This is a genomic window from Micromonospora sp. NPDC049301 (genome assembly GCF_040678715.1).
GTDB lineage: Bacteria > Actinomycetota > Actinomycetes > Mycobacteriales > Micromonosporaceae > Micromonospora.
Map to the genome: position 1 here is coordinate 85,907 of NZ_JBFAQO010000010.1, position 19,162 is coordinate 105,068.

Annotated in this window: 19 protein-coding genes and 1 pseudogene; 10 read left to right on the plus strand and 10 right to left on the minus strand. The window is 74.2% G+C overall.

The features are described from left to right. Nucleotides 1–32 precede the first annotated feature (32 nt). Entirely contained in the window at nucleotides 33–1,049 is a 1,017-nt protein-coding gene (locus AB0K07_RS26220; RefSeq protein WP_363758644.1) for an SMP-30/gluconolactonase/LRE family protein, read from the minus strand. A gap of 251 nt (nucleotides 1,050–1,300) precedes the next feature. On the opposite strand from AB0K07_RS26220, the gene AB0K07_RS26225 reads away from it, so the two are divergent. Further along, nucleotides 1,301–1,687 carry an STAS domain-containing protein gene (locus tag AB0K07_RS26225; RefSeq protein ID WP_363758647.1) on the plus strand — a complete coding sequence of 129 codons (387 nt, stop codon included), beginning with the start codon at nucleotides 1,301–1,303 and terminating at the stop codon, nucleotides 1,685–1,687. Nucleotides 1,688–1,765: 78 nt separating this feature from the next. On the opposite strand, the gene AB0K07_RS26230 is transcribed toward AB0K07_RS26225, so the two are convergent. Together AB0K07_RS26230 and AB0K07_RS26235 are read right to left on the minus strand one after the other, a co-directional pair. Continuing rightward, nucleotides 1,766–2,158 carry an FKBP-type peptidyl-prolyl cis-trans isomerase gene (locus tag AB0K07_RS26230; RefSeq protein WP_363758649.1) on the minus strand — a complete coding sequence of 131 codons (393 nt, stop codon included), beginning with the start codon at nucleotides 2,156–2,158 and terminating at the stop codon, nucleotides 1,766–1,768. Nucleotides 2,159–2,357: 199 nt separating this feature from the next. Then, nucleotides 2,358–2,912 (minus strand): annotated as a pseudogene (locus tag AB0K07_RS26235) (hypothetical protein); the annotation flags it as partial. 477 nt (nucleotides 2,913–3,389) lie between these two features. On the opposite strand from AB0K07_RS26235, the gene AB0K07_RS26240 reads away from it, so the two are divergent. Then, nucleotides 3,390–4,337, plus strand: coding sequence for a TerC/Alx family metal homeostasis membrane protein (locus AB0K07_RS26240; RefSeq protein ID WP_363758652.1), 948 nt, complete (start codon nucleotides 3,390–3,392; stop codon nucleotides 4,335–4,337). Nucleotides 4,338–4,348: 11 nt separating this feature from the next. On the opposite strand, the gene AB0K07_RS26245 is transcribed toward AB0K07_RS26240, so the two are convergent. The 4 genes from AB0K07_RS26245 to AB0K07_RS26260 form a co-directional block, all read right to left on the minus strand. Beyond that, nucleotides 4,349–5,074 carry a helical backbone metal receptor gene (locus AB0K07_RS26245; RefSeq protein WP_363758655.1) on the minus strand — a complete coding sequence of 242 codons (726 nt, stop codon included), beginning with the start codon at nucleotides 5,072–5,074 and terminating at the stop codon, nucleotides 4,349–4,351. Between the two features lie 67 nt (nucleotides 5,075–5,141). Beyond that, a complete protein-coding gene (locus AB0K07_RS26250; protein ID WP_363758658.1) occupies nucleotides 5,142–5,702 on the minus strand; it encodes a hypothetical protein in 561 nt (186 codons plus the stop codon). Next, entirely contained in the window at nucleotides 5,699–6,223 is a 525-nt protein-coding gene (locus AB0K07_RS26255) for a DUF6286 domain-containing protein (protein WP_363758661.1), read from the minus strand. Before AB0K07_RS26255 ends, AB0K07_RS26250 begins: the two co-directional genes overlap by 4 nt. A 1-nt stretch (nucleotide 6,224) precedes the next feature. Further along, nucleotides 6,225–6,812 carry an Asp23/Gls24 family envelope stress response protein gene (locus AB0K07_RS26260; protein ID WP_363758664.1) on the minus strand — a complete coding sequence of 196 codons (588 nt, stop codon included), beginning with the start codon at nucleotides 6,810–6,812 and terminating at the stop codon, nucleotides 6,225–6,227. A gap of 180 nt (nucleotides 6,813–6,992) precedes the next feature. On the opposite strand from AB0K07_RS26260, the gene AB0K07_RS26265 reads away from it, so the two are divergent. The 3 genes from AB0K07_RS26265 (at nucleotide 6,993) to AB0K07_RS26275 (ending at nucleotide 10,502) form a co-directional block, all read left to right on the plus strand. Continuing rightward, nucleotides 6,993–7,859, plus strand: a complete 867-nt coding sequence (locus tag AB0K07_RS26265) for a phytanoyl-CoA dioxygenase family protein (protein WP_363758667.1) — start codon at nucleotides 6,993–6,995, stop codon at nucleotides 7,857–7,859. 110 nt (nucleotides 7,860–7,969) lie between these two features. Then, a complete protein-coding gene (locus tag AB0K07_RS26270) occupies nucleotides 7,970–8,842 on the plus strand; it encodes a DUF2726 domain-containing protein (protein ID WP_363758670.1) in 873 nt (290 codons plus the stop codon). A gap of 292 nt (nucleotides 8,843–9,134) precedes the next feature. Next, nucleotides 9,135–10,502, plus strand: a complete 1,368-nt coding sequence (locus AB0K07_RS26275; protein ID WP_363758673.1) for a hypothetical protein — start codon at nucleotides 9,135–9,137, stop codon at nucleotides 10,500–10,502. Nucleotides 10,503–10,662: 160 nt separating this feature from the next. On the opposite strand, the gene AB0K07_RS26280 is transcribed toward AB0K07_RS26275, so the two are convergent. Further along, nucleotides 10,663–11,010, minus strand: a complete 348-nt coding sequence (locus tag AB0K07_RS26280) for an Lsr2 family protein (protein ID WP_363758676.1) — start codon at nucleotides 11,008–11,010, stop codon at nucleotides 10,663–10,665. 245 nt (nucleotides 11,011–11,255) lie between these two features. Here AB0K07_RS26280 and AB0K07_RS26285 point away from each other — a divergent pair, with 245 nt between their 5' ends. The 3 genes from AB0K07_RS26285 to AB0K07_RS26295 all read left to right on the plus strand — a co-directional run bounded on the left by AB0K07_RS26285 (nucleotide 11,256) and on the right by AB0K07_RS26295 (nucleotide 14,459). After that, nucleotides 11,256–11,540, plus strand: a complete 285-nt coding sequence (locus tag AB0K07_RS26285; RefSeq protein ID WP_363758679.1) for a hypothetical protein — start codon at nucleotides 11,256–11,258, stop codon at nucleotides 11,538–11,540. A gap of 38 nt (nucleotides 11,541–11,578) precedes the next feature. Next, the gene (lon, locus tag AB0K07_RS26290) at nucleotides 11,579–13,909 is read left to right on the plus strand and encodes an endopeptidase La (RefSeq protein WP_363758682.1); all 2,331 of its coding nucleotides are present in this window, start codon (nucleotides 11,579–11,581) and stop codon (nucleotides 13,907–13,909) included. Between the two features lie 145 nt (nucleotides 13,910–14,054). Beyond that, nucleotides 14,055–14,459: a DoxX family protein gene (locus AB0K07_RS26295; RefSeq protein WP_363758685.1), complete on the plus strand. Its 405-nt coding sequence runs from the start codon at nucleotides 14,055–14,057 to the stop codon at nucleotides 14,457–14,459. A 49-nt stretch (nucleotides 14,460–14,508) separates the two neighbouring features. Here the strand turns inward: AB0K07_RS26295 and AB0K07_RS26300 are convergent, their stop codons facing one another. Beyond that, nucleotides 14,509–16,239, minus strand: a complete 1,731-nt coding sequence (locus tag AB0K07_RS26300) for a DEAD/DEAH box helicase (RefSeq protein WP_363758688.1) — start codon at nucleotides 16,237–16,239, stop codon at nucleotides 14,509–14,511. Nucleotides 16,240–16,342: 103 nt separating this feature from the next. Continuing rightward, nucleotides 16,343–17,236 carry a hypothetical protein gene (locus tag AB0K07_RS26305; protein ID WP_363758691.1) on the minus strand — a complete coding sequence of 298 codons (894 nt, stop codon included), beginning with the start codon at nucleotides 17,234–17,236 and terminating at the stop codon, nucleotides 16,343–16,345. A 144-nt stretch (nucleotides 17,237–17,380) separates the two neighbouring features. On the opposite strand from AB0K07_RS26305, the gene AB0K07_RS26310 reads away from it, so the two are divergent. Together AB0K07_RS26310 and AB0K07_RS26315 are read left to right on the plus strand one after the other, a co-directional pair. Beyond that, nucleotides 17,381–18,535, plus strand: a complete 1,155-nt coding sequence (locus AB0K07_RS26310; RefSeq protein ID WP_363758694.1) for a histidine kinase — start codon at nucleotides 17,381–17,383, stop codon at nucleotides 18,533–18,535. After that, a complete protein-coding gene (locus AB0K07_RS26315; protein WP_363758697.1) occupies nucleotides 18,532–19,137 on the plus strand; it encodes a response regulator transcription factor in 606 nt (201 codons plus the stop codon). The genes AB0K07_RS26310 and AB0K07_RS26315 overlap by 4 nt, the downstream gene beginning before the upstream one ends. The last annotated feature ends 25 nt before the right edge of the window (nucleotides 19,138–19,162 follow it).

Consider the following 19,162-nt stretch of genomic DNA (forward strand, 5'->3'; position numbering starts at 1 on the left):
ACCAGGTGTGTCGACGCCCGGGACCCGCGTGCTCAGTCCAGCGGTACGCGGGCCACCCCGGGCCCGATGAGGCTGCCCAGCCAGAGCTGGTCGCCGTGCTGGCGTACCCCGGTGATCATCCAGTAGTGCCCGGCGGGGCCGTGCAGCGTCCGGCGGACCGCGCCCGCGCCGTCGACCAGCGCGACCAGCCCGTAGCGCCGCGGCTGCGGCTGCATCGCGTCGGGCAGCAACGCGGCGAGCTGCCGCAGTCGCGGGTGCGGCAGCAGCCGCTCGGCGATCGGCACCCGCGGGCTGGGCAGCGCGATCCAGTACGTACCGTCGCCCACCGCGGAGAGATTGTCCGGATAGGCGGGCAGGTCGGCGAGCACCCGCACACCGCCGCCCAGCTCGACGCGGAGCAGCCGGTGGGTGGTGGTCTCCGCCAGTATCAGCGCCGACTCGTCGGGGGTCAGCGCGATCCCGTTGGGGAAGTACAGCCCGTCGGTCACCACCTCGGTGCGGCCGCTGCCCGGGTGGTGGGCCAGCACCCGCCCGTTGGGTCGGTGCTCCAGCAGGTCGCGCTTCCAGTGCGACACCGGGAACCGGTCGGAGCTGTCGGTGAAGTAGATGGTGCCATCGCGGGCCACCGCCGCGTTGTTGGCCAGGTGCACCGGCGGTGCCGTCCCGGTCAGCTCGCGCACCGCGCCGTCGGGTGTGACCCGCAGCAACCCGCGGTACGCGTCGCAGACCACCAGCGCCTCACCGGACGGGTCCAACTCGATGCCGAGCGGCCGGCCGCCGGTCTCGGCCAGCAGGTGGGGTCGGGTGCCGGCCGGGGCGTCGGCCGGCCACCACCAGAGCCGGCCGTCCTCGTCGCCACTGATCACCCGGCCGGTCGGGTCGACCAGCACGTCCTCGGGGCCGACGGCCCCGTCGGGCAGCGGCAGCAGGTCGACCTGGTCGAGCCGGCGGTCGGTGGCGGCCCACGCCCCGGTGAGCGGGGGCGGGACGGTGGCCGGCTCGCGGACGGGCCGGATGAGCCGGGGCGGCCGGGGCCGGGGAATCAACATCGGTCCATTCTCCACCGCCGATGCCGTCCGGACCGGATCACGTCGCGGCGCGCCGGCCGTCCACCCGACGGGTCGGCGCGTCGGGAGCGGCGGCGGTGATCGTTGTGGCTGTCGTGGCGAGGGAGACCCGGGGGCACCCTGGCCTCCACCATGAGGGGGATCCGGGAGGCATCCGGGGATGACCCTGGACGTACCCCGAATCACTCTGCGGAGGGGCGAAACTGTCGGTGGTGGAGGCTAGATTTCTGGGCATGGGAGAGCGCAGCGACCGGTTCGACGTGCAGGTCAGCGTGGGTGATCAGGTGGTCCTGGTGCGGGTGGCCGGCGAGGTCGACATCGCCACGGTGGCCGCGTTCCGCTCCGCGCTGTGGGCCGCGCCGGCCCGCCCGGTGCTCCAGCTCGATCTGTCCGAGCTGCGACTGCTCTCCGCCGCCGGGGTGCGCGCGTTGCTCGCCGCGCATCTGCGGGTCCGGGCGCGCGGTGGCGAGCTGGTCCTGGTCGATCCGACCCCGGTGGTGGCCCGGGTGCTGCGTGCCACCGGCCTGCACCGGGTGCTGCCGATCCTGGAGCCGGCGCGGGCGGTCGAGGCCGCCCGTCGCCCGACGATCGCGCCCGCACATCTGGGCCTGGCCGCCTGACGCATCACTCCGTCGCCGCCCGGTCCGGGCCCGGCCGTGGGGCCGCCGGCTCGGGCCGGCGACCCCCCCGAGGACCGGTCAGCGCACGCCGAGCAGGTCGACGACGAAGACCAGCGTCTCGCCCGGCTTGATGACGCCGGCCGCGCCGCGGTCGCCGTACCCCAGGTGCGGCGGGATGGTGAGGCGGCGGCGGCCGCCGACGCGCATGCCCACCACGCCCTGGTCCCAGCCGGCGATGACCTGGCCGCCACCGAGCGGGAACTCGAACGCCTCGCCCCGGTTCCAGGACGAGTCGAACTCGCCGCCGGTGGAGTGCGACACGCCCACGTAGTGCACGCTGGCCAGTTGGCCCGCCTCGGCCTGCGGGCCCTCGCCCACGGTGATGTCCTCGATCACGAGGTCGGCCGGAGGCGCACCCTCGATCGGACCCACCTCGGGCTTGCCCGGTCGGGCGCCTGCTGCCTGGTTCATGCGGGAATCTCCTGCCATTTGGGTGATGTGTCCGGTCACCGTCGATCCTGCCGGATCGCACCCCACCGATGTGCGGCGGACCCGCCACCGGCGTGGCAACACCCCGGCGAACCACGATCCACCGGGCCCCCGGCCCGCACGCCTGGGCGGGCGTCACCACCGGTGACGTCCGCCCCCAGGGGTGGTGCCGTGCGGGTGAGCGGAGCCAGGGCACCCGCCGGACGATCGGCAGCCGTGCCCAGACCCGGCCGAGGCCCCAGGTGTCGCCGGCGTCGACCAGCGCCAGCACCGCCAGCACCGCGGCGTAGATCAGGTGGTCGTCCATGAAGGGGTTGGTCTCCGGGGGCAGCACGGCGGTCCACATCAGGACCAGCAGCAGCCCGCCGGCCACCGCGGCGACCCGCATGCCGATGCCGAGCAGCAGGGCGACACCGATTCCGGCGAGGCCGGCCATGAACAGCCAGTCCGCCCACGCGGCGCCCGCGATGCCGGTGTAGACGTCCTGGAACGGCCCGGTCACCCCGAAAGTGAGGAAGCCCTTGGTGGGGCTGCCCCCGTTGATCCAGGCGTTCTTCGCCTCGGTGGCCCGGCCGAGGCCGAACAGCTTGTCGATGAACGCCCAGAGGAAGATCCAGCCGAGCGCAAGCCGGGTGCCGGCCAGGATGTACCGCACGGCCTTCTCGCGGGGGGTGCCGGCCGCCGGAGCGGTGGTCCGGGCGGTGATCCCCTCGATCGTCGCGGTCATGGTCTCCACGTCCCTTCTCTGCCTCGCACCGCGCTTCCCGGTGGCATCTCCAGTGGACGCCCGTCGCGCCGTCCACGGCAGGGCCGACCGACCGCAACGGCCCGGGACCTTGGACCCCCCCCCACGGTCCGGCCCGGAGACCCTGACCCGGCCGTCACCCGGTCGTAACGTCCGAGGTGGATGACGAGAGGGAGGTCGCGGCCGACTGGACCGCCGGTCCGCCGTCGACCTCGTCGGGCGGCTCGCCGCCCACGTCGGCGGCGTGGTTCAGGTGACCAGCACGATCGGCTACGACGCCGACGACACCGCCTTCGACCCGGCGCGGCTGACCCCGGTCGCCTGAGCGCCACCGCCGTCCGGGCTGGCCGGTCCGTGCGCGTCGACTTCGCCGGAGCGCCGCCGTCGGATCGGCTGCTCGCCTAGGCTCGGGAGCGGCCACCCCGCGAGGTGGCGGGCGGTGCGCAGTCGTCGAGCGGGGGGCGCCGGGTGGCTGGGGCGACGGTCGCGGTGCCGCTGTGGGCCTGGGCGGCGGTCGCCGCGGTGATCGCCGTGATGCTCGCGGTCGACGTGCTCCTGCACCGGGACAACCACGTCATCGAGTTGCGCGAGGCGCTGGTCTGGAGCGGTGTGTGGATCGCCGCGGGCCTGCTGTTCGGGCTGGTCGTGTGGTTCGGCCTCGGCGGCGATCCGGCGATCGCGTACTACTCCGGCTACCTGCTGGAGAAGGCGCTCTCGGTGGACAACGTCTTCGTCTTCGCCCTGCTGTTCGGCTACTTCCGGGTGCCGCCGGGCTACCAGCACAAGGTGCTGTTCTGGGGCGTCGTGGGCGCGCTCGCGTTCCGGCTGCTGTTCATCCTCGCCGGCGCCGAGCTGCTGGACCGGCTCGCCTGGGCCGGGTTCGTGCTGGGCGCCTTCCTGATCTGGACCGGCTGGCGGCTGGCGGTGCGGGGGGAGCCGGACGTCGACCCGGAACGCAACCCGGTGGTCCGGCTGTTCCGGCGGGCGGTTCCCACCGACGCGCGGTACCACGGCGACCGGTTCACCGCCCGGGTCGACGGCCGGCGCAGGGCGACCCTGCTGCTGGTGACGCTCGTCGCCATCGAGGCTACCGACGTGGTCTTCGCCGTCGACTCGGTGGCGGCGATCCTCGCGATCACCACCAACGCCTTCCTGGTCTGGACGGCCACCGCGTTCGCGGTGCTGGGGCTGCGCAGCCTCTACTTCTGCCTCGCCGGCCTGCTGCGCCACTTCGGCTACCTGCGCTACGGCCTGGCCCTCCTGCTCGCCTTCGCGGGGCTGAAGGTGATCCTGGCCAAGACGCCGGTCGGCAAGCTGCCGATCTGGCTGACGCTCACGGTGGTGGTGCTGACCCTGGTGGTCTCCATCGTGGCCAGCATCCTGGCCGCCCGTCGCGCCCGTCGCGCCGCCGGCTGACCGCGCCGGAATCAGCCGCCCGGCGTGGGCCGGGACAGCTGGTCGGCCAGCAGCGCGGGCGCCTCGGCGAGCGACGGGCCGTACCAGGTGAGGTGTCGCCCGGAGAGCAGGGCGCACGGTACGCCGGGAAACGCCTCCGGCCCGTCGTCGGCGGCGAACCGGTACGGCTCGTCGGGCAGCACCACCAGCTCCGGCCGCTGGTCGAGCAGGTCGGCCAGACCCGGCCGGGGATAGCGCTCGGCGTGCCGGTCGTACGCGTTGATGACGCCGAGCCGGTGCAGCACGTCGCCGGCGAACGTGTCGCCGCCGAGCACCACCCACGGCCGGCGCCAGACCGGCACCACCGCCCGGCGGGGCGGTGCCAGGCGGGGCGGCTCGGCCCACGCCCGCCGAGCCGCCCCCAGCCAGGCCGGCTCCGCCGGCGCGCCCAGCTCGGCCAGCAGCTCGGCCAGCTCGGTCAACGCGCCGGGAACGGTCCGTGGATAGGTGACCCGCACCGGCACGCCGGCGGCCCGCAGCGCCTCGGCGTCCTCCCGGCGGTTCTCCTCCACGTTCAGCAGCACCACGTCCGGCCGCAGCGCGCGGACCCGGTCCAGGTCCGGGTACTTGGTGCCGCCCACCCGGGCGACGTCCAGCCCGGCCGGGTGGGTACACCAGTCGGTGGCGCCAACCAGGGCACCCGGCAGGGTCAGTGCCACCGCCTCGGTCAGGGACGGCACCAGCGACACCACCCGCACCCCGCGCACCTCCGTCCGCCAGCCCGTCCCGACACCGATCATGCCCGGCCGGCCGGCGCGGCACGGGTCAGGGTCGCCCGGGCCCGATCCGGGCGGTCACGTCGAGGTGCGCCGGTTGGCAACCGGCGGTCGTCGCGAACCGGCGGACCGCGGCGCGGACGTGCTCGCGTACGCCGGCGGCCGGGGCGTCGGGCGTCAGGTCCACCCGGATCCACACGTCGGGTCGCGGCGGCGCGCCGGTGAGCACCACCCGGGCGCGGCGTACCCCCGGGTCGCCGGTCAGGTCGCGCTCCAACGCGTGGACGAGGACCTCGGCGGCCAGTCGGGTGCGACCCGGGCGGCGTCCGGGATGGCTCAGCGTGCCCCGCACCGCGGAGCCCGGTCGGCGTAGCTCCCACACCAGCAGCTGGTGCCCGGTCAGGGCGAGCAGCGCCCCGGAGACCGCCGCGGCCAGGGTCGTCCACGGCATGGCCAGCCGCCACCGGCTCAGCGGATCGGCACCGAGCAGCGCCGCACCCGGATCGATGCCGGGCAGCACACCGAAGCTGGCCGCGAACGCCACCGCGCCGCCCGCCACCAGCAGCAGCGCGACGATGGTCCACAGCAGGCGGTGTGCGGCGTCCGTCATGCCGGCCACCCGTGCGGCAGCAGCCGGACCTCGATCCGGCCCGTGTCCGGCGCGGCGAGGTGGCGCAGCTCCTGATGCACCGCGAACTCCACCTCGGCACGGGCCGCCGGGTCACCGGTGGCGCGCACCCGGGGCCGCCACTCGGCGCCACGCCGGCGGACCCGGACCCGGGCCCGGCGCACGCCCGGCACGGCGCTCGCCGCGTCGGCCAGCCGGCGCTCCACACTGCGGCGGTGCAGGTACCAGCCCTCCCGCTCGTCGACGCGCAGGCGGACCGGCGTCCAGCGCCGCAGCTGGGCGGTCAGGACGGCCAGGCCGAGCAGCACGGCGACACCGGCCGCGGCGCGAACGCTCGGGTCGCGCCAGCGGGTGCCGGTCAGCGTGTCGTACCAGCCGGTCCGGGCGAGCAGCGGCGTCGGGCGGTCCAGCGTGACCAGCAGCGCCTGCACGGCCAGCAGCACCCCGCCGGCGAGCAGCGCGGCGGCCAGCAGCAGCGAGGCGACCCGGTTGGCGGTCCGCATCTCAGCCTCCAGCCGTCCATCCGGGCCGGGGGACGTCGACGCCGGGGACGAGCAGGTCGTCGACCGTGACGGTCACCGCCGCCACGGCGAGCCCGGTGTCGGTGGTCACCCGTTCGGCGACCGTCGCCCGGACCGCCTCGGCGACGGTGGGCACGCTGTGCCCGTACCAGGTGACCAGACGCAGGTCGAGGCCCACGGACCGGTCGTCCATGCGGACGGTGGCCGGGTGGACGTCGGACACGCCGGGCACCCGGCCGGCCGCGTCGGCGGCGATCCGCGCGACGTCCGCCGACCCGACGGCGTCCCGTTCCGGTCGGCCCGCGCCGACGCTCGGGCCGACCCCGGCGCTCGGATTCCGACCGGCGGTCGGGACGGTCCCGACGCGGGGAGCCGGCCCGGCGCTCGGGGTTGACCGGCGGGTGGTGGCGGGTGGCGCGGCGAGCCGGTGGTGTCGGCCCGCTCGGCCGGCGCGAGGTCTCCGGAGGATGGTCGGATCACCCGCCAGCCGGGGTCGGCCGGCGCGGTCGCCCGGGCGTCCGCGAGCGCCCGGGCCGTTGGCGGCGAGAACGTCGACCTGCTGTCGCGACATGCTGACCTCCCGGCCGGTCCGCTACCGGCGACCCCGCTGGATACACCCTGTGGTGACTCCTGGAACGCGGCTCGCCTGTGATCCCGATCACAGCGGCGCCGCGGGCGCTGGCGCCACCCAACGGGCCTTGGCACGCTTCTACAACGTTGTAACGCTCGCTTCGTCCCGAGGAGACCCTCGATGCGTGTTCCCCCGACGCCGCCGACGGCACCCACCGCCCAACCCGTCGGCGACGACGAGGTGCCGGTCGAGGCGCTCGGCGACCTCTACCGCGACGGCATCACCGCCTGCCGGGGCGCCTTCGACCCGGCCTGGGTGGAGCAGGTCGGACGTGATGTGGCCGGCGCGTTCGAGGAGGCGCGCTCGCGCCCCGACGGCGCCGTCGGTCGCGGCCCGCAGCGGTGGTACGTGGAGATCCACCCGGAGCAGCTGAGCGGCTTCGTCGAGCTGGTCACCCACCCGTGGGTGGTGTCGGTCTGCCGGGCGGTGCTCGGCCCGGAGTACGAGATCGTCGAGCTGGGCTTCGACATCCCCTTCCCCGGGGCGGCGATGCAGCCCTGGCACCGGGACTTCCCGATGCCGGAGGACACCCGGCGGCAGCGGCGGCTCACCTCGCTGGCGTTCAACCTGACCACCGTGGACACGGTGGAGGAGATGGGGCCGTTCGAGATCGCCCCGGGCACCCAGTGGGACGACGGCGTCGACTTCGACCACGAGATGTTCCCGCCGCGGGAGCGCTACCCGCGCTACCAGCAGCGGGCGGTGCGCAAGTACCCGCAGCGCGGGGACATCTCCGCCCGGTCGGCGTTGACCATCCATCGCGGTACCCCGAACGTCTCCCAGTCGGCCCGTCCGGTGCTGGTGCTCGGCGTGGACGCACCCGGTGCGGGTAACGCCGCCCACCACGACATGGCCGTCACCCACGACTACTGGGCGAGCCTGCCCGAGCTGGTCCGGGCGCACCTGCCCTGCCCGGTGGTGGACCGGCTGGAGCCGATCCGGCAGAAGCACACCATCGAGGGTCTGGTGATGGGCGCCGCCGAGTAGCCGCCGGGTCCGGCCAGCCGGGCGTTCCCGGCCGCACCGCCGAGGCGCCCACCATGATCGACCGCCTAGACTCGGCCCGGCTCGACCCGACCGGCGGATGGATCAGGCAGATGACGAGCACCGTCAGCGACGACCGCGGCTGGCTGCGGGCGATGCCCGCCGACGGCGAGCGGGACACGCTGCTCGTCCGCGCCGGCCACCGGGTGCACCCGGCGCGCCGGCTCAGCGAGCTGGTGCAGGGGCGTCCACCCGGTGTCACCGGCAGCCAGTGGAGTTCGGCCAGCCGGGCCGGCTTCGACTTCGTGGTCTGCGCCGCCGACACCGGTCGGCCGGTCGTCGCCGTGGAGATCGGCCCGGTGCCGCCCGCCGGCTCCGCGGAGCAGCGGGCCGAGCGGCTCAAGGACGCGGTGAGCGCGGCGGTCGGGCTGCCCGTGCTGCGCATCGGGTCGCCGACGCTGCGCCCGGCCGAGCACGGCCGACGCCTGGTGGAGTACGTGATCGACGCGCGGAACTACGCGGCGGGCGGCGCCGGGGACGAGCCGGCCCCGGTGGGCTTCCGGGACATCCTCGGCCGGTTGCCGGACGGCCGCACCGGGCCCGTCAACGACCTCGGCGCGCTGGCCCGGACGGCCGCGGTCGAGGCGTACGTCGGCCGGCGGCTGGCCGACCCGATCGTGCGGGGCCTGCACGTGCGCTGGGCGGACGGCCCGGCGCAGGGGTGGAGCTGGGTGCAGGTGCGGCCCGACGCGTGCCTGGTCGAACGGGTCTCGGTCGCCGAGCACCGCTTCTCCTGCGGCATCGACCCGGCCCGGCTGGCCGAGGACCTCGCCACGGTCGCGGTCGGGGAGCGGCTGCGCGGCACGGAACCCGTGGACCCGGACCTCCTGCCGCGCACCGAGCTCACCGCGCAGATCGTCGCGCTGAGCCGCCTTCGCCACGAGATGGTGGGCGGTTTCGCGTTCGACCACCTCTGCGTCGACTGATCCGTCACGGGCTGCACCCAGCCGACCCTCTCGGCGCCGCCCGTGTCAGATCGCGGCAATTTCCTGTGCGTCGGTTGAACCTTCCCGCGCGCCGTCCCGTACTCCTGCGCGAATGAAGAGGATCTCCCCATCCGCGTCGATGGGACGCGGGAGACGGTGCGGAAAGGGCATCGTCGGCCATCGACACGTTACCGGGTAGGTCGCGGTGGTCGCCGCCGTGGCGTGCCATCTGACATCCGTCGGTCCGCCGAGGGCAGGAATCCACTACCGGATCGAGAAGGAGAGCAATTCGATGCGCAGGTCCACACGGGCGCGCCGGTCACCCGGCAACGCGCGGAGCAAGCGTCTGCTGGCCGTTGTCGGCACGCTCGTGGTCTTCGGCGGAGTAGTCGCCGTGACCCAGATTTCGTCGGCCCAGGACCGGCGGCCGAACAATCCCCGGCCGGCCTCTGGACAGTGCGTGCAGCCGAGCCCGGGCGCTACCGCGCCGAATGGTGGCGGCTCCACCACCCGGACGTGGCAGAACGGTCGCTGGGTGCGCAACCACTGGGGTGACGGGCAGCAGTCCGTTCCCGAGTGCGAGGACGGCAAGGACGGCACGGTCGGCAGCGGCTCGGCCATCGCCTGCCCCGACGTGACGGCCAAGCTTCCGCAGGTGCCGGCCCGGGCCCGGGCCGAGGTGGATCGCAACCTCGCCCAGTTGCAGACCCAGATCGCCGAGGCCGACCGGCGGCTCGCCGCCGAGGGCAGCAAGGGCGAGGCCTTCGTCCGCAGCTCGATCCTCCAGCCGCTGGCGGCCAAGCGGCGCGCGGTGCTGGACCGGATCACGACCGCCATCGACCGGGCCGGGCCACGCCCGCAGGGTCTGGCGCAGCTCGCCGAATGCCAGGTGCAGCCGACCGGCAACAGCAGCGGTGGCAGCAATGGTGGCGGTAACACCGGCGGTGGCAACACCGGTGGCGGTAACACCGGTGGCGGTAACACCGGTGGCGGTAACACCGGTGGTGGCAACACCGGTGGTGGCAACACCGGTGGTGGCAACAACGGTGGTGGCAACAACGGTGGTGGCAACACCGGTGGTGGCAACAACGGCGGCGGTAACGCTCCCGGCGCCGGGCTGGGCGTGCTGGCCAACAACTGCGACGAGAGCCAGCTCCAGCCGCACGACGGCTTCCAGAACGGCAACCGCTGCGTGAGCACCGAGTTCGGTGAGGTCGGCGCCGCCGCCAACAACCCCTCGCTGCTGATCACCCAGTTCCCCGAGCAGGTCGGCCAGAACCAGCCCTTCACCCTGCGGGTGAGCACCCGCAACCTGATCCGCGACCGCTTTCTGGCCGCCGGTCAGGGCGGGTACTACGTGGAGAGCTCGCTGCTCAACGACCAGGGCCTGGTCCGGGGGCACTTCCACACCGCCTGCCGGATGCTGGACAGCCTGACCGCTCCGCCGGAGCCGCAGGAGGTGCCCGCCTTCTTCGTGGCCACCGAGGATGGGCGCGGGAGCGCCCAGCCGGACGAGGTGACCATCCAGATCCCGGGTCTGCCCGAGTCGGGCACCGCGCAGTGCTCCGTCTGGGCCGGTGACGGCTCGCACCGTCTGCCGATGATGGAGCGGGCCAACCAGACCCCGGCGTTCGACGCGGTGCGTATCGAGGTCAACTGACTCGGAACAGACCGAGCCGACAGCGGCGGCCGGTCACCGGGGCGGACAGCCCGGGTGACCGGCCGCCGCGTCTTACCGCGTCGACGAATGAGCCTGCGGCCCGAAAAAATCCGACGGGGTCACGCCGTTTCCGGCGAGACCCCGTCGGTGCGTCGTGCGGTCAGCGGTTCTTGTACGCCTCGACGACCTCGACCGGGATCCGACCCCGCTCGGAAATCTTGTAGCCGTTCTTGACGGCCCATTCCCGTATGGCCCGGTTCTGCTCCCGATCCATTCCGGCGCCGCTGGGCCGCCCCGGCCGCCGAACTGCCCGGGTGTTCTCCACCGGGCCCCGCCCGATCCGCCGACCCGCATTGATGTACGGGTCCAGCGCCTTGCGCAGGACGCCGGCATTCTCGTCCGAGACATCGATCGTGTAGGCCACGCCGTCAAGACTGAACTCGACGGTCCGGTCGGCCTTCCCACCGTCGAGGTCGTCGGTCAGCACCGTGATTACTTTTCTCGCCATTGCCGATTACTCCCTGTGTGTGGCGGGATGTGTCCAAAGTCTGACTCACCACCCGGGGAAACCGCAACAATATGCGCCCCATTCATTTCGGCGCGTCGCGATTCCGCAGCCGGAAAACCGCGAACGGACGCTGAATCGGGAGATGGGCCGGGCCTTCATTCGCCGAGGAGGCCGGCGTGCCCGGCGGACCTGGCAGGCGACGCGGTCGGCTGACGCCGGGCCGCCCGTCCACCGAGGGAGGAACGATGTCGTCCGTCTCCGCGCCCGCCCGGGAGCCGGGTGTGGTCCCACTGGCCTGTACCCGGGTGAAGCTGGTGGTCTTCGCCGGGCTGGCTCTGCTCGCCGCCGGTGCCGGGCTGCCCGGCCGGCTCGTGGTCGCCCTGGCCCTGATCAGCCTGGCCATCCCGCTCGCCGTGGCGGCGGTCGGTGGCGGCCGGCTGGCGCGTGAGCTGCTTTTCCCGGTCCGCCGCCCGGACCGGGGCAGTGGTCTGGGTCACAGGTCGGAACAAGGGGAACGCTTTGTTACTTGAGTGAGACACGCTCAAGTCAACGCGATAGCAGGTGTTCGATGGCAACTCTTCCGGTACTTCCCCTGACTGACGCCGTGCTGCTGCCCGGCATGGTCATCCCGGTGACCCTCGACCCCACAACCCAGGCCGCGATCGACGCGGCGCGGGCGACCGGCGACCGCAAGCTGCTGGCCGTGCCGCGCATCGACGGCGAGTACGGCCCGGTCGGCGTCATCGCCACCATCGAGAAGGTCGGCCGGCTCCCCGAGGGTGAGCCCGCCGCCGTCGTACGCGGCCTGTCCCGGGCCCGGATCGGTTCCGGCGTGCCCGGCCCCGGCGCCGCGCTCTGGGTCGAGGCGACCGAACTCGACGAACCCGCCTACGCCGGTCGGGCCCGGGAAGTCGCCCGCGAGTACCGCGCCCTGGTGACCTCCGTGCTCCAGCAGCGCGGTGCCTGGCAGGTCATCGACGCGGTGGAGCGGATGACCGACCTCTCCGAGTTGGCCGACTCGGCCGGTTACGCGCCGTGGCTGACCCTGGAGCAGAAGACCGAGCTGCTCGCCGCGCCGGACGTCACCGCCCGGCTGGAGCTGTTGGTCGGCTGGGTGAAGGACTACCTGGCCGAGCAGGAGGTCACCGAGCAGATCAACAGTGACGTCCGCGAGGGGCTGGAGAAGTCCCAGCGGGAGTTCCTGCTGCGCCAGCAGCTCGCCGCGATCCGCAAGGAACTGGGCGAGGACGAGCCGGACGGCTCCGCCGACTACCGGTCCCGGGTCGAGTCCGCCGAGCTGCCGGAGAAGGTCCGCGAGGCGGCCATGCGCGAGGTCGGCAAGCTGGAGCGGGCCAGTGACGCCTCCCCGGAGGCGGGCTGGATCCGCACCTGGCTGGACACCGTGCTCGAGATGCCGTGGGGCACGCGTACCCAGGACAACACCGACCTCGCGGCGGCGCGGGCGGTGCTGGACGCCGACCACGCCGGCCTGGCCGACGTGAAGGACCGCATCCTGGAGTACCTCGCGGTGCGCAACCGGCGTGCCGAGCGCAACCTCGGCGTGGTCGGCGGTCGCGGCTCCGGCGCGGTGCTCGCCCTCGCCGGTCCTCCCGGGGTCGGTAAGACCAGCCTCGGTGAGTCGGTCGCCCGGGCACTCGGGCGCAACTTCGTGCGGGTGTCGCTCGGCGGCGTCCGCGACGAGGCGGAGATCCGCGGTCACCGGCGCACCTACGTGGGCGCGCTGCCCGGCCGGATCGTCCGCGCGCTGCGCGAGGCCGGCTCGATGAACCCGGTCGTGCTCCTCGACGAGGTGGACAAGCTGGCCGCCGGTTACGCCGGCGACCCGGCCGCCGCCCTGCTGGAGGTGCTCGACCCGGCGCAGAACCACACCTTCCGGGATCACTACCTGGAGGTCGACCTCGACCTGTCCGACGTGCTCTTCCTGGCCACCGCCAACGTGGTCGAGTCGATCCCCGGCCCGCTGCTGGACCGGATGGAGCTGGTGACCCTGGACGGGTACACCGAGGACGAGAAGGTCGCCATCGCCCGGGACCACCTGCTGCCCCGGCAGCGGGAGCGGGCCGGACTGACCGCCGACGAGGTGAGCGTCGCCGACGGGGCGCTGGCGCTGATCGCGGGGGAGTACACCCGGGAGGCCGGCGTCCGGCAGCTCGAGCGTGGCCTCGCCAAGATCCTGCGCAAGGTGGCGGTGACCCTGGCTACCGACCCGACGCCGGTACGCGTGGACACCGACAACCTCGCCAGCTACCTGGGCCGGCCGAAGTTCACCCCGGAGTCGGCCGAACGCACGGCGGTGCCGGGCGTGGCCACCGGCCTCGCCGTCACCGGTGCCGGTGGGGACGTGCTCTTCATCGAGGCGACCAGCATGGAGGGCGAGCCGGGGCTGACCCTGACCGGCCAGCTCGGTGACGTGATGAAGGAGTCGGCGCACATCGCCCTCTCCTACCTGCGCTCCAACGGGCGTCGGCTCGGCATCGACCCGAACGCCCTGGCGGGACGTCGGATCCACGTCCACTTCCCGGCGGGCGCGGTGCCCAAGGACGGTCCGAGCGCCGGCATCACCATGGTGACGGCCCTGGCGTCGCTGGTCACCGGCCGCCCGGTCCGCCCCGAGTTCGGGATGACCGGCGAGGTGACGCTCTCCGGTCGGGTGCTGCCGATCGGCGGGGTGAAGCAGAAGCTGCTCGCCGCGCACCGGGCCGGCCTCACCGAGGTGATCATCCCGGCGCGTAACGAGCCGGACCTGGACGACCTGCCGGACGAGGTGCGTGCGGAACTGACCGTGCACACCCTGGCCGACGTCGCCGACGTGCTCGCCCTGGCGCTGCGCCCGGCCGAGGTCGAGGCCCTGGACGGTCCGGCGCTCGCCGCGGCCTGACGCACCACGCACCACCCGACAGGCCCCCGCCGTCCCCGGACGGCGGGGGCCTGTCGCTGTACGAGGCCAACCGTGAACCGTACTGTCCTGCTTGAACCCTCAACTACCTCTCCGCCGCGCGGCGGTACCCCCGGAGGAAACCCCCGTGAACGTGGTGCTCTGGATCATCCAGATCCTGCTGGCCGTCGTCTTCGCCGGCGCTGGCCTGGCCAAGCTGACCCAACCCAAGGACAAGCTGCGTGACGCGATGCGGTGGGTGGACCCGGTCCCGCCGTCGCAGGTGAAGGCGCTCGGCGCGGTCGAGGTGCTGGCCGCCCTCGGGCTGGTGCTGCCCGCCCTCACCGGCATCGCCACCGTGCTCACGCCGCTGGCCGCCGTCGGGCTGGTCATCGTCATGGTCGGCGGCATCCTGGTGCACCTGCGCGACCTGAAGAAGCGGGACACGCCGGAGGAGCGTCGGCTGGAGATCCAGGGCGCGATCACCTGCGCGGTCCTGCTCGTTCTCGCCGCGGTGGTGGCGTGGGGCCGGTTCGGCCCGTACTCCTTCTGATCTGAAGCCGCCGGCGACCGTCGTACCTCGGCGGTCGCCGGCGGTGTGCTCAGCGCTCGTCGCCGCCGCGGTCGCGACGCACGGTGGCCTTGCGGCCCTTGATCGTGCTGGAGCGCAACCCGGAGATCACCTCGTCGGCCACCCCCTGCGGCACCTCCACCAGCGAGAATCGGTCGGCGATCTCGATCGAGCCGATGTCCCGGCCGCGGATCCCGGTCTCCCCGGTGATCGCGCCGACCAAATCCTGCGGGCGCACCCCGGCGCGCCGGCCCAGACCCACGAAGACTTGAACGGTGTTGCCGCCGGAACGCGGCCGGCCACCACCGCGGCGGTCCCCGCCCCGACCGCCGCCCTCCGGCCGGCCCTCGCGCGGCCCGCGCACCGGCGCCTGCGGGATCTCCTCCTCGTCGTCCGAGCCCGGCGAGGTCACCTCGTGCGCCAGCTTCACCGCGGCGAGGGCCACCTCCATCAGGTCGAACTCGTCGGTCAGCGTCTCGACGATCACCCGGAACGGGTCCAGATCGTCCTCCAGCAGGCTCTCCCGCAGCGCCGCCTGGGTCAGCTCCAGCCGGCGGGTGCGCATGTCCGCCACCGTCGGGATCTTGTCGATGGTGATCCGCTGGCCGGTCACCCGCTCGATGGTCTTCAGCATCCGGTGCTCGCGCGGCTCGGCGAGGGTGATCGCCACACCCTCCCGGCCGGCGCGGCCCACCCGGCCGATCCGGTGCACGTACGACTCCGGCGCCGACGGCACGTCGTAGTTGACCACGTGGGTGAGCTGCTCGACGTCCAGCCCGCGGGCCGCCACGTCGGTGGCCACCAGCAGGTCGGCGGTGCCGGCGCGCAGCCGCCCCATCACCCGGTCGCGCTGCTCCTGGCTCATCCCGCCGTGCAGCGCCTCGGAGCGGTAGCCCCGGCCGTTCATCGTCTCGGTCAGCCGGTCCACCTCCTCCCGGCTGCGGCAGAACACGATCGCCGCGGTGGGCGACTCCACGTCCAGCACCCGGCCCAAGGCGGCGGGCTTGTGCGCCCGGGTCACGATGTACGCGCTCTGCCGCACCCGGGGCGCCTCGCCGGCCACCGGCTGCTCGCGGCCGATCTCGATCCGCACCGGCTCACGCAGGTGCTGGCGGGCCATCCCGTCGATCCGGGACGGCATGGTGGCCGAGAAGAGCACGGTCTGGCGCTCGGCCGGGGCGTGCTCCAGGATCGCCTCGATGTCCTCGGCGAAGCCCATGTCGAGCATCTCGTCGGCCTCGTCCAGCACCACCGTGGCCAGCCCGCCCAGCCGCAGCGTGCCCCGGGCGATGTGATCGAGTGCCCGTCCGGGGGTGGCCACCACCACGTCCACCCCGCTGTCCAGTGCCCGCAGCTGCCGCCCGATCGGCTGCCCACCGTAGATCGGCAGCACCCGGGCGCCCAGGTCCTTGCCGTAGCGGTGGAACGCCTCGGACACCTGCACCGCCAGCTCCCGGGTCGGCACCAGCACCAGCGCCACCGGGTCCCCACCGTCGCGGTGCGCCGCCATCCGGTGCAGCAGCGGCAGCGCGAACGCCGCCGTCTTGCCGGTGCCCGTGGCCGCCTGACCCAGCAGGTCCCGACCCTCCAGCAGCGGTGGGATCGCCTCCCGCTGGATGGGGGTCGGCTCCTCGTAACCGAGGGCGGCCAGCGCGCCCAGCAGTTCGGTGCGCAGCCCGAGCTCCGCGAAGGCGTTCGCCTCGTCGGTGCCGTCGGGGATGGTCTCGGTCGGTGCGTCGTGCTGTGCAGGTGCGGAACTCATGTGCCAAGCCTTTCATCACGCCGCCGCACCCGCTGCGGCGACCGGCACAACGCGCCGCGCGAGCACCGTGCCGCCCGCCGCCCCGTGCCGGCGGGCGGCCCGCTCAGCCGGTGGTCAGGATCGCCAGGATCACGGTGACGCCCACCGCCGCGTCGAGCACCCCGCACCACTCGGCGTAGCCGCGCGGCACCACCCGGCCGCTGCGGTGGTGGACCAGGTCCCAGCCGGCGTGCGCCAGCCAACCGAACGCCACCAGCCACGCGGCGGTCCGTCCGCCGACGGTGACCGCGACCAGGGTCAGGGCCACCCAGCCGACCAGGCCGAGCAGTTGGGTGGTGAGCACGCCCGGCCCGCGCAGCGTCCTGCGGGTCAGGCCGATCACCAGGTAGCCGGCGGGGAGCACCAGCATCGTCCAGGGGCTGAGCACCATCGGATCGACCACCATGTCCACGGTCATCAGCAGCGCCAGCCCGGTCGGCCAGCGGCGGGCGAGCGCCACCACGGCCGGGTGCCGTCGTACCGGCGCCGGGGCCTCGTGCCGGTGCCGCACCGCCACCAGCACCATCGCCGGCACCATCAGCAGGTGCCCGCCGAGCAGCAGCGCGTCACCGTCCAGCAGGCCGACACGGAACGGCACGAACAGCAGCAGGAACGGGACGTACATCGCGGCGGCCATCTCGCCGACCGCGCGCCAGCGATGCGCCCGGTAGCGCATCCACACCGTCATGCCGACGGTCATGTCGGTGGCCATCACCAGCGCCGCCACCTCCGGCCGCCCCAGTGGGCCGGCGAGGCCGAGCGCGGAGCCGGCGGCGTCCCACAGCGGGCCGAGCAGCAGCATCCCGGCGACCATGGCGAGCGCCATCTCGGCGAGGTGCCGCAGCAGCCGCCGCCGGCCCCGGCCGGCACGGTGGCGGGCGTCGTGCCCGGCGCTGCCGACCGGTCGGCCGGCAGCGACCCGGTCGGCGGTACGGCGAGAGTGTCGGTGTGCGTCCATGTCTTCCCCATGCCGTCCAGCCTGGTGGCGGGCGGGCAGCGGTGGGCAGACCCGTCTGTCACCGGAAATCCGTGCGGACCGCACGGGTCGACCGTGACGTCTCGCAGGGGTGGACCGTGCGCGGGGTGACCCTAGGATCGGTGCGTGTCGAGCGAGGCGGTGACTCCCCGGGCGGACCGCCGGCTGCACCGGGCGCGGCAGGCGACCCTGCTGTCGCTGGCCACCGGCGTCTGGACGACCGTGCTGCTGCCCGCCGTCGGCCTGACCCGGGACCCGGACCCCGGCCGCGTCGCGCTCGGCGCGGTCGGCATCCTCGCCTTCGCGGCCACCCAGACCGCCGTGCTGTACGCGGCCGTGACGCCGTGGCTCGACCAGCGCTGGCGGCGCCGCGCCCAGCTCAGCCTGGCCGTGGTGGCGGTGCTGACCGTCCCGCTGGTGGGGCCGGTGGCGGCCGGCGTCTGGCCGACCTGGGCGTGGCTGGGCGCCTCGCTGATCGGCATGGCGCCGCTGCTGGTCCGCCACCTCGGCGCGCTGGCGGTGACCGGGGGCACGCTGCTCGTGTCGGCGGGTGTGGCGTGGTGGACCGGCGGCTCCGTCGGGCGGTACCTTGCGGTCACCGGCGGGATCGGGGCGGGCGTCGCCGCGGTCAACTGGTTCCAGGTGTGGTTCTGGGACCTGCTGGTGGAGGCCCGGCAGGGGCAGGCCGCGCAGGCCCGGCTGGCCGCTGCCGAGGAGCGGTTGCGCTTCGCCCGCGACGTGCACGACGTGCTGGGGCACCGCCTCACCGTGATCGCGTTGAAGGCCGAACTCGCCGCCCGGCTGGCTCCGGTCGACCCCGAGCGCGCCCGCCGGGAGGCCACCGACGTCCAGCGGCTCGCCGCGTCCGCGCTGACCGAGGTCCGGGAGACCGTGCACGGCTACCGCGTCGTCGACCTCGGCGAGCAGTTGATCGCCGTGGCGGGGGTGCTGCGCTCCTGCGGGGTGCGCTGCACGGTGCCCGCGCCGCCGGTCGACCTGCCACCGCGTGCCGCCGCCGAATTGGCGGCGGTGCTGCGCGAGGCGGGAACGAACGTGCTGCGGCACAGCCGGGCCGACTGGTGCCGGATCCACATCGACCAGGAGGCGGACGTGGCCAGGATGACGGTGGCCAACGACGGTGCCGGCGACCGGGGGGCGGACGAGCACAGCCACGGCCTGCGGGGGTTGGCCGAGCGGCTCGCCGCCGCCGGCGGTGAGCTGCGCGTACACCGGGAGGACGCAGTGTTCACCCTGGAAGCCACCGTGCCGGTGGTCCGGTGATCCGCGTCCTGCTCGCCGATGACGAGGAGCTGGTGCGGGTCGCCGTCGCCGCGCTGCTCGGGCTCGAGCCGGACATCGAGGTCGTGGCCCAGGCCGCCGAGGGCCGGGCGGCGGTCGACGCGGCTCTGGCGCACCGTCCCGACGTGGCCGTGGTGGACCTGGAGATGCCCGGCCTCGACGGCATCGCCGTCGCCGCCGAGCTGACCCGGGCCCTGCCCGCCTGCGCGGTGGTGGTGTTGACCGGGCACGGCCGGCCCGGGCACCTGCGGCAGGCGTTGATGGCCGGAGCCCGGGGGTTCCTGCCCAAGGGCTCGCCGGGCGGCGCGCTCGCCGACGTCATCCGCCGGGTGCGCGGCGGCGGGCGGTACGTCGACCCGTCGCTGGCCGCGGACGCGTTGACCCTGCCCGCGTGTCCGCTGACCCCGCGTGAGCTGGAGACGCTGCGGCTGGCCGAGTTCGGCGCCCCGGTGGCGGTGATCGCCCGCCGGGTGCACCTGTCCACCGGCACGGTACGCAACCACCTCTCCGCCGCCGTGCAGAAGCTCGGCGCGGCCGACCGGGCCGAGGCCGTGCGCACCGCCCGCGACAACGGTTGGCTCTGACCGCGCCGCCGTCGCGGCTACCGTG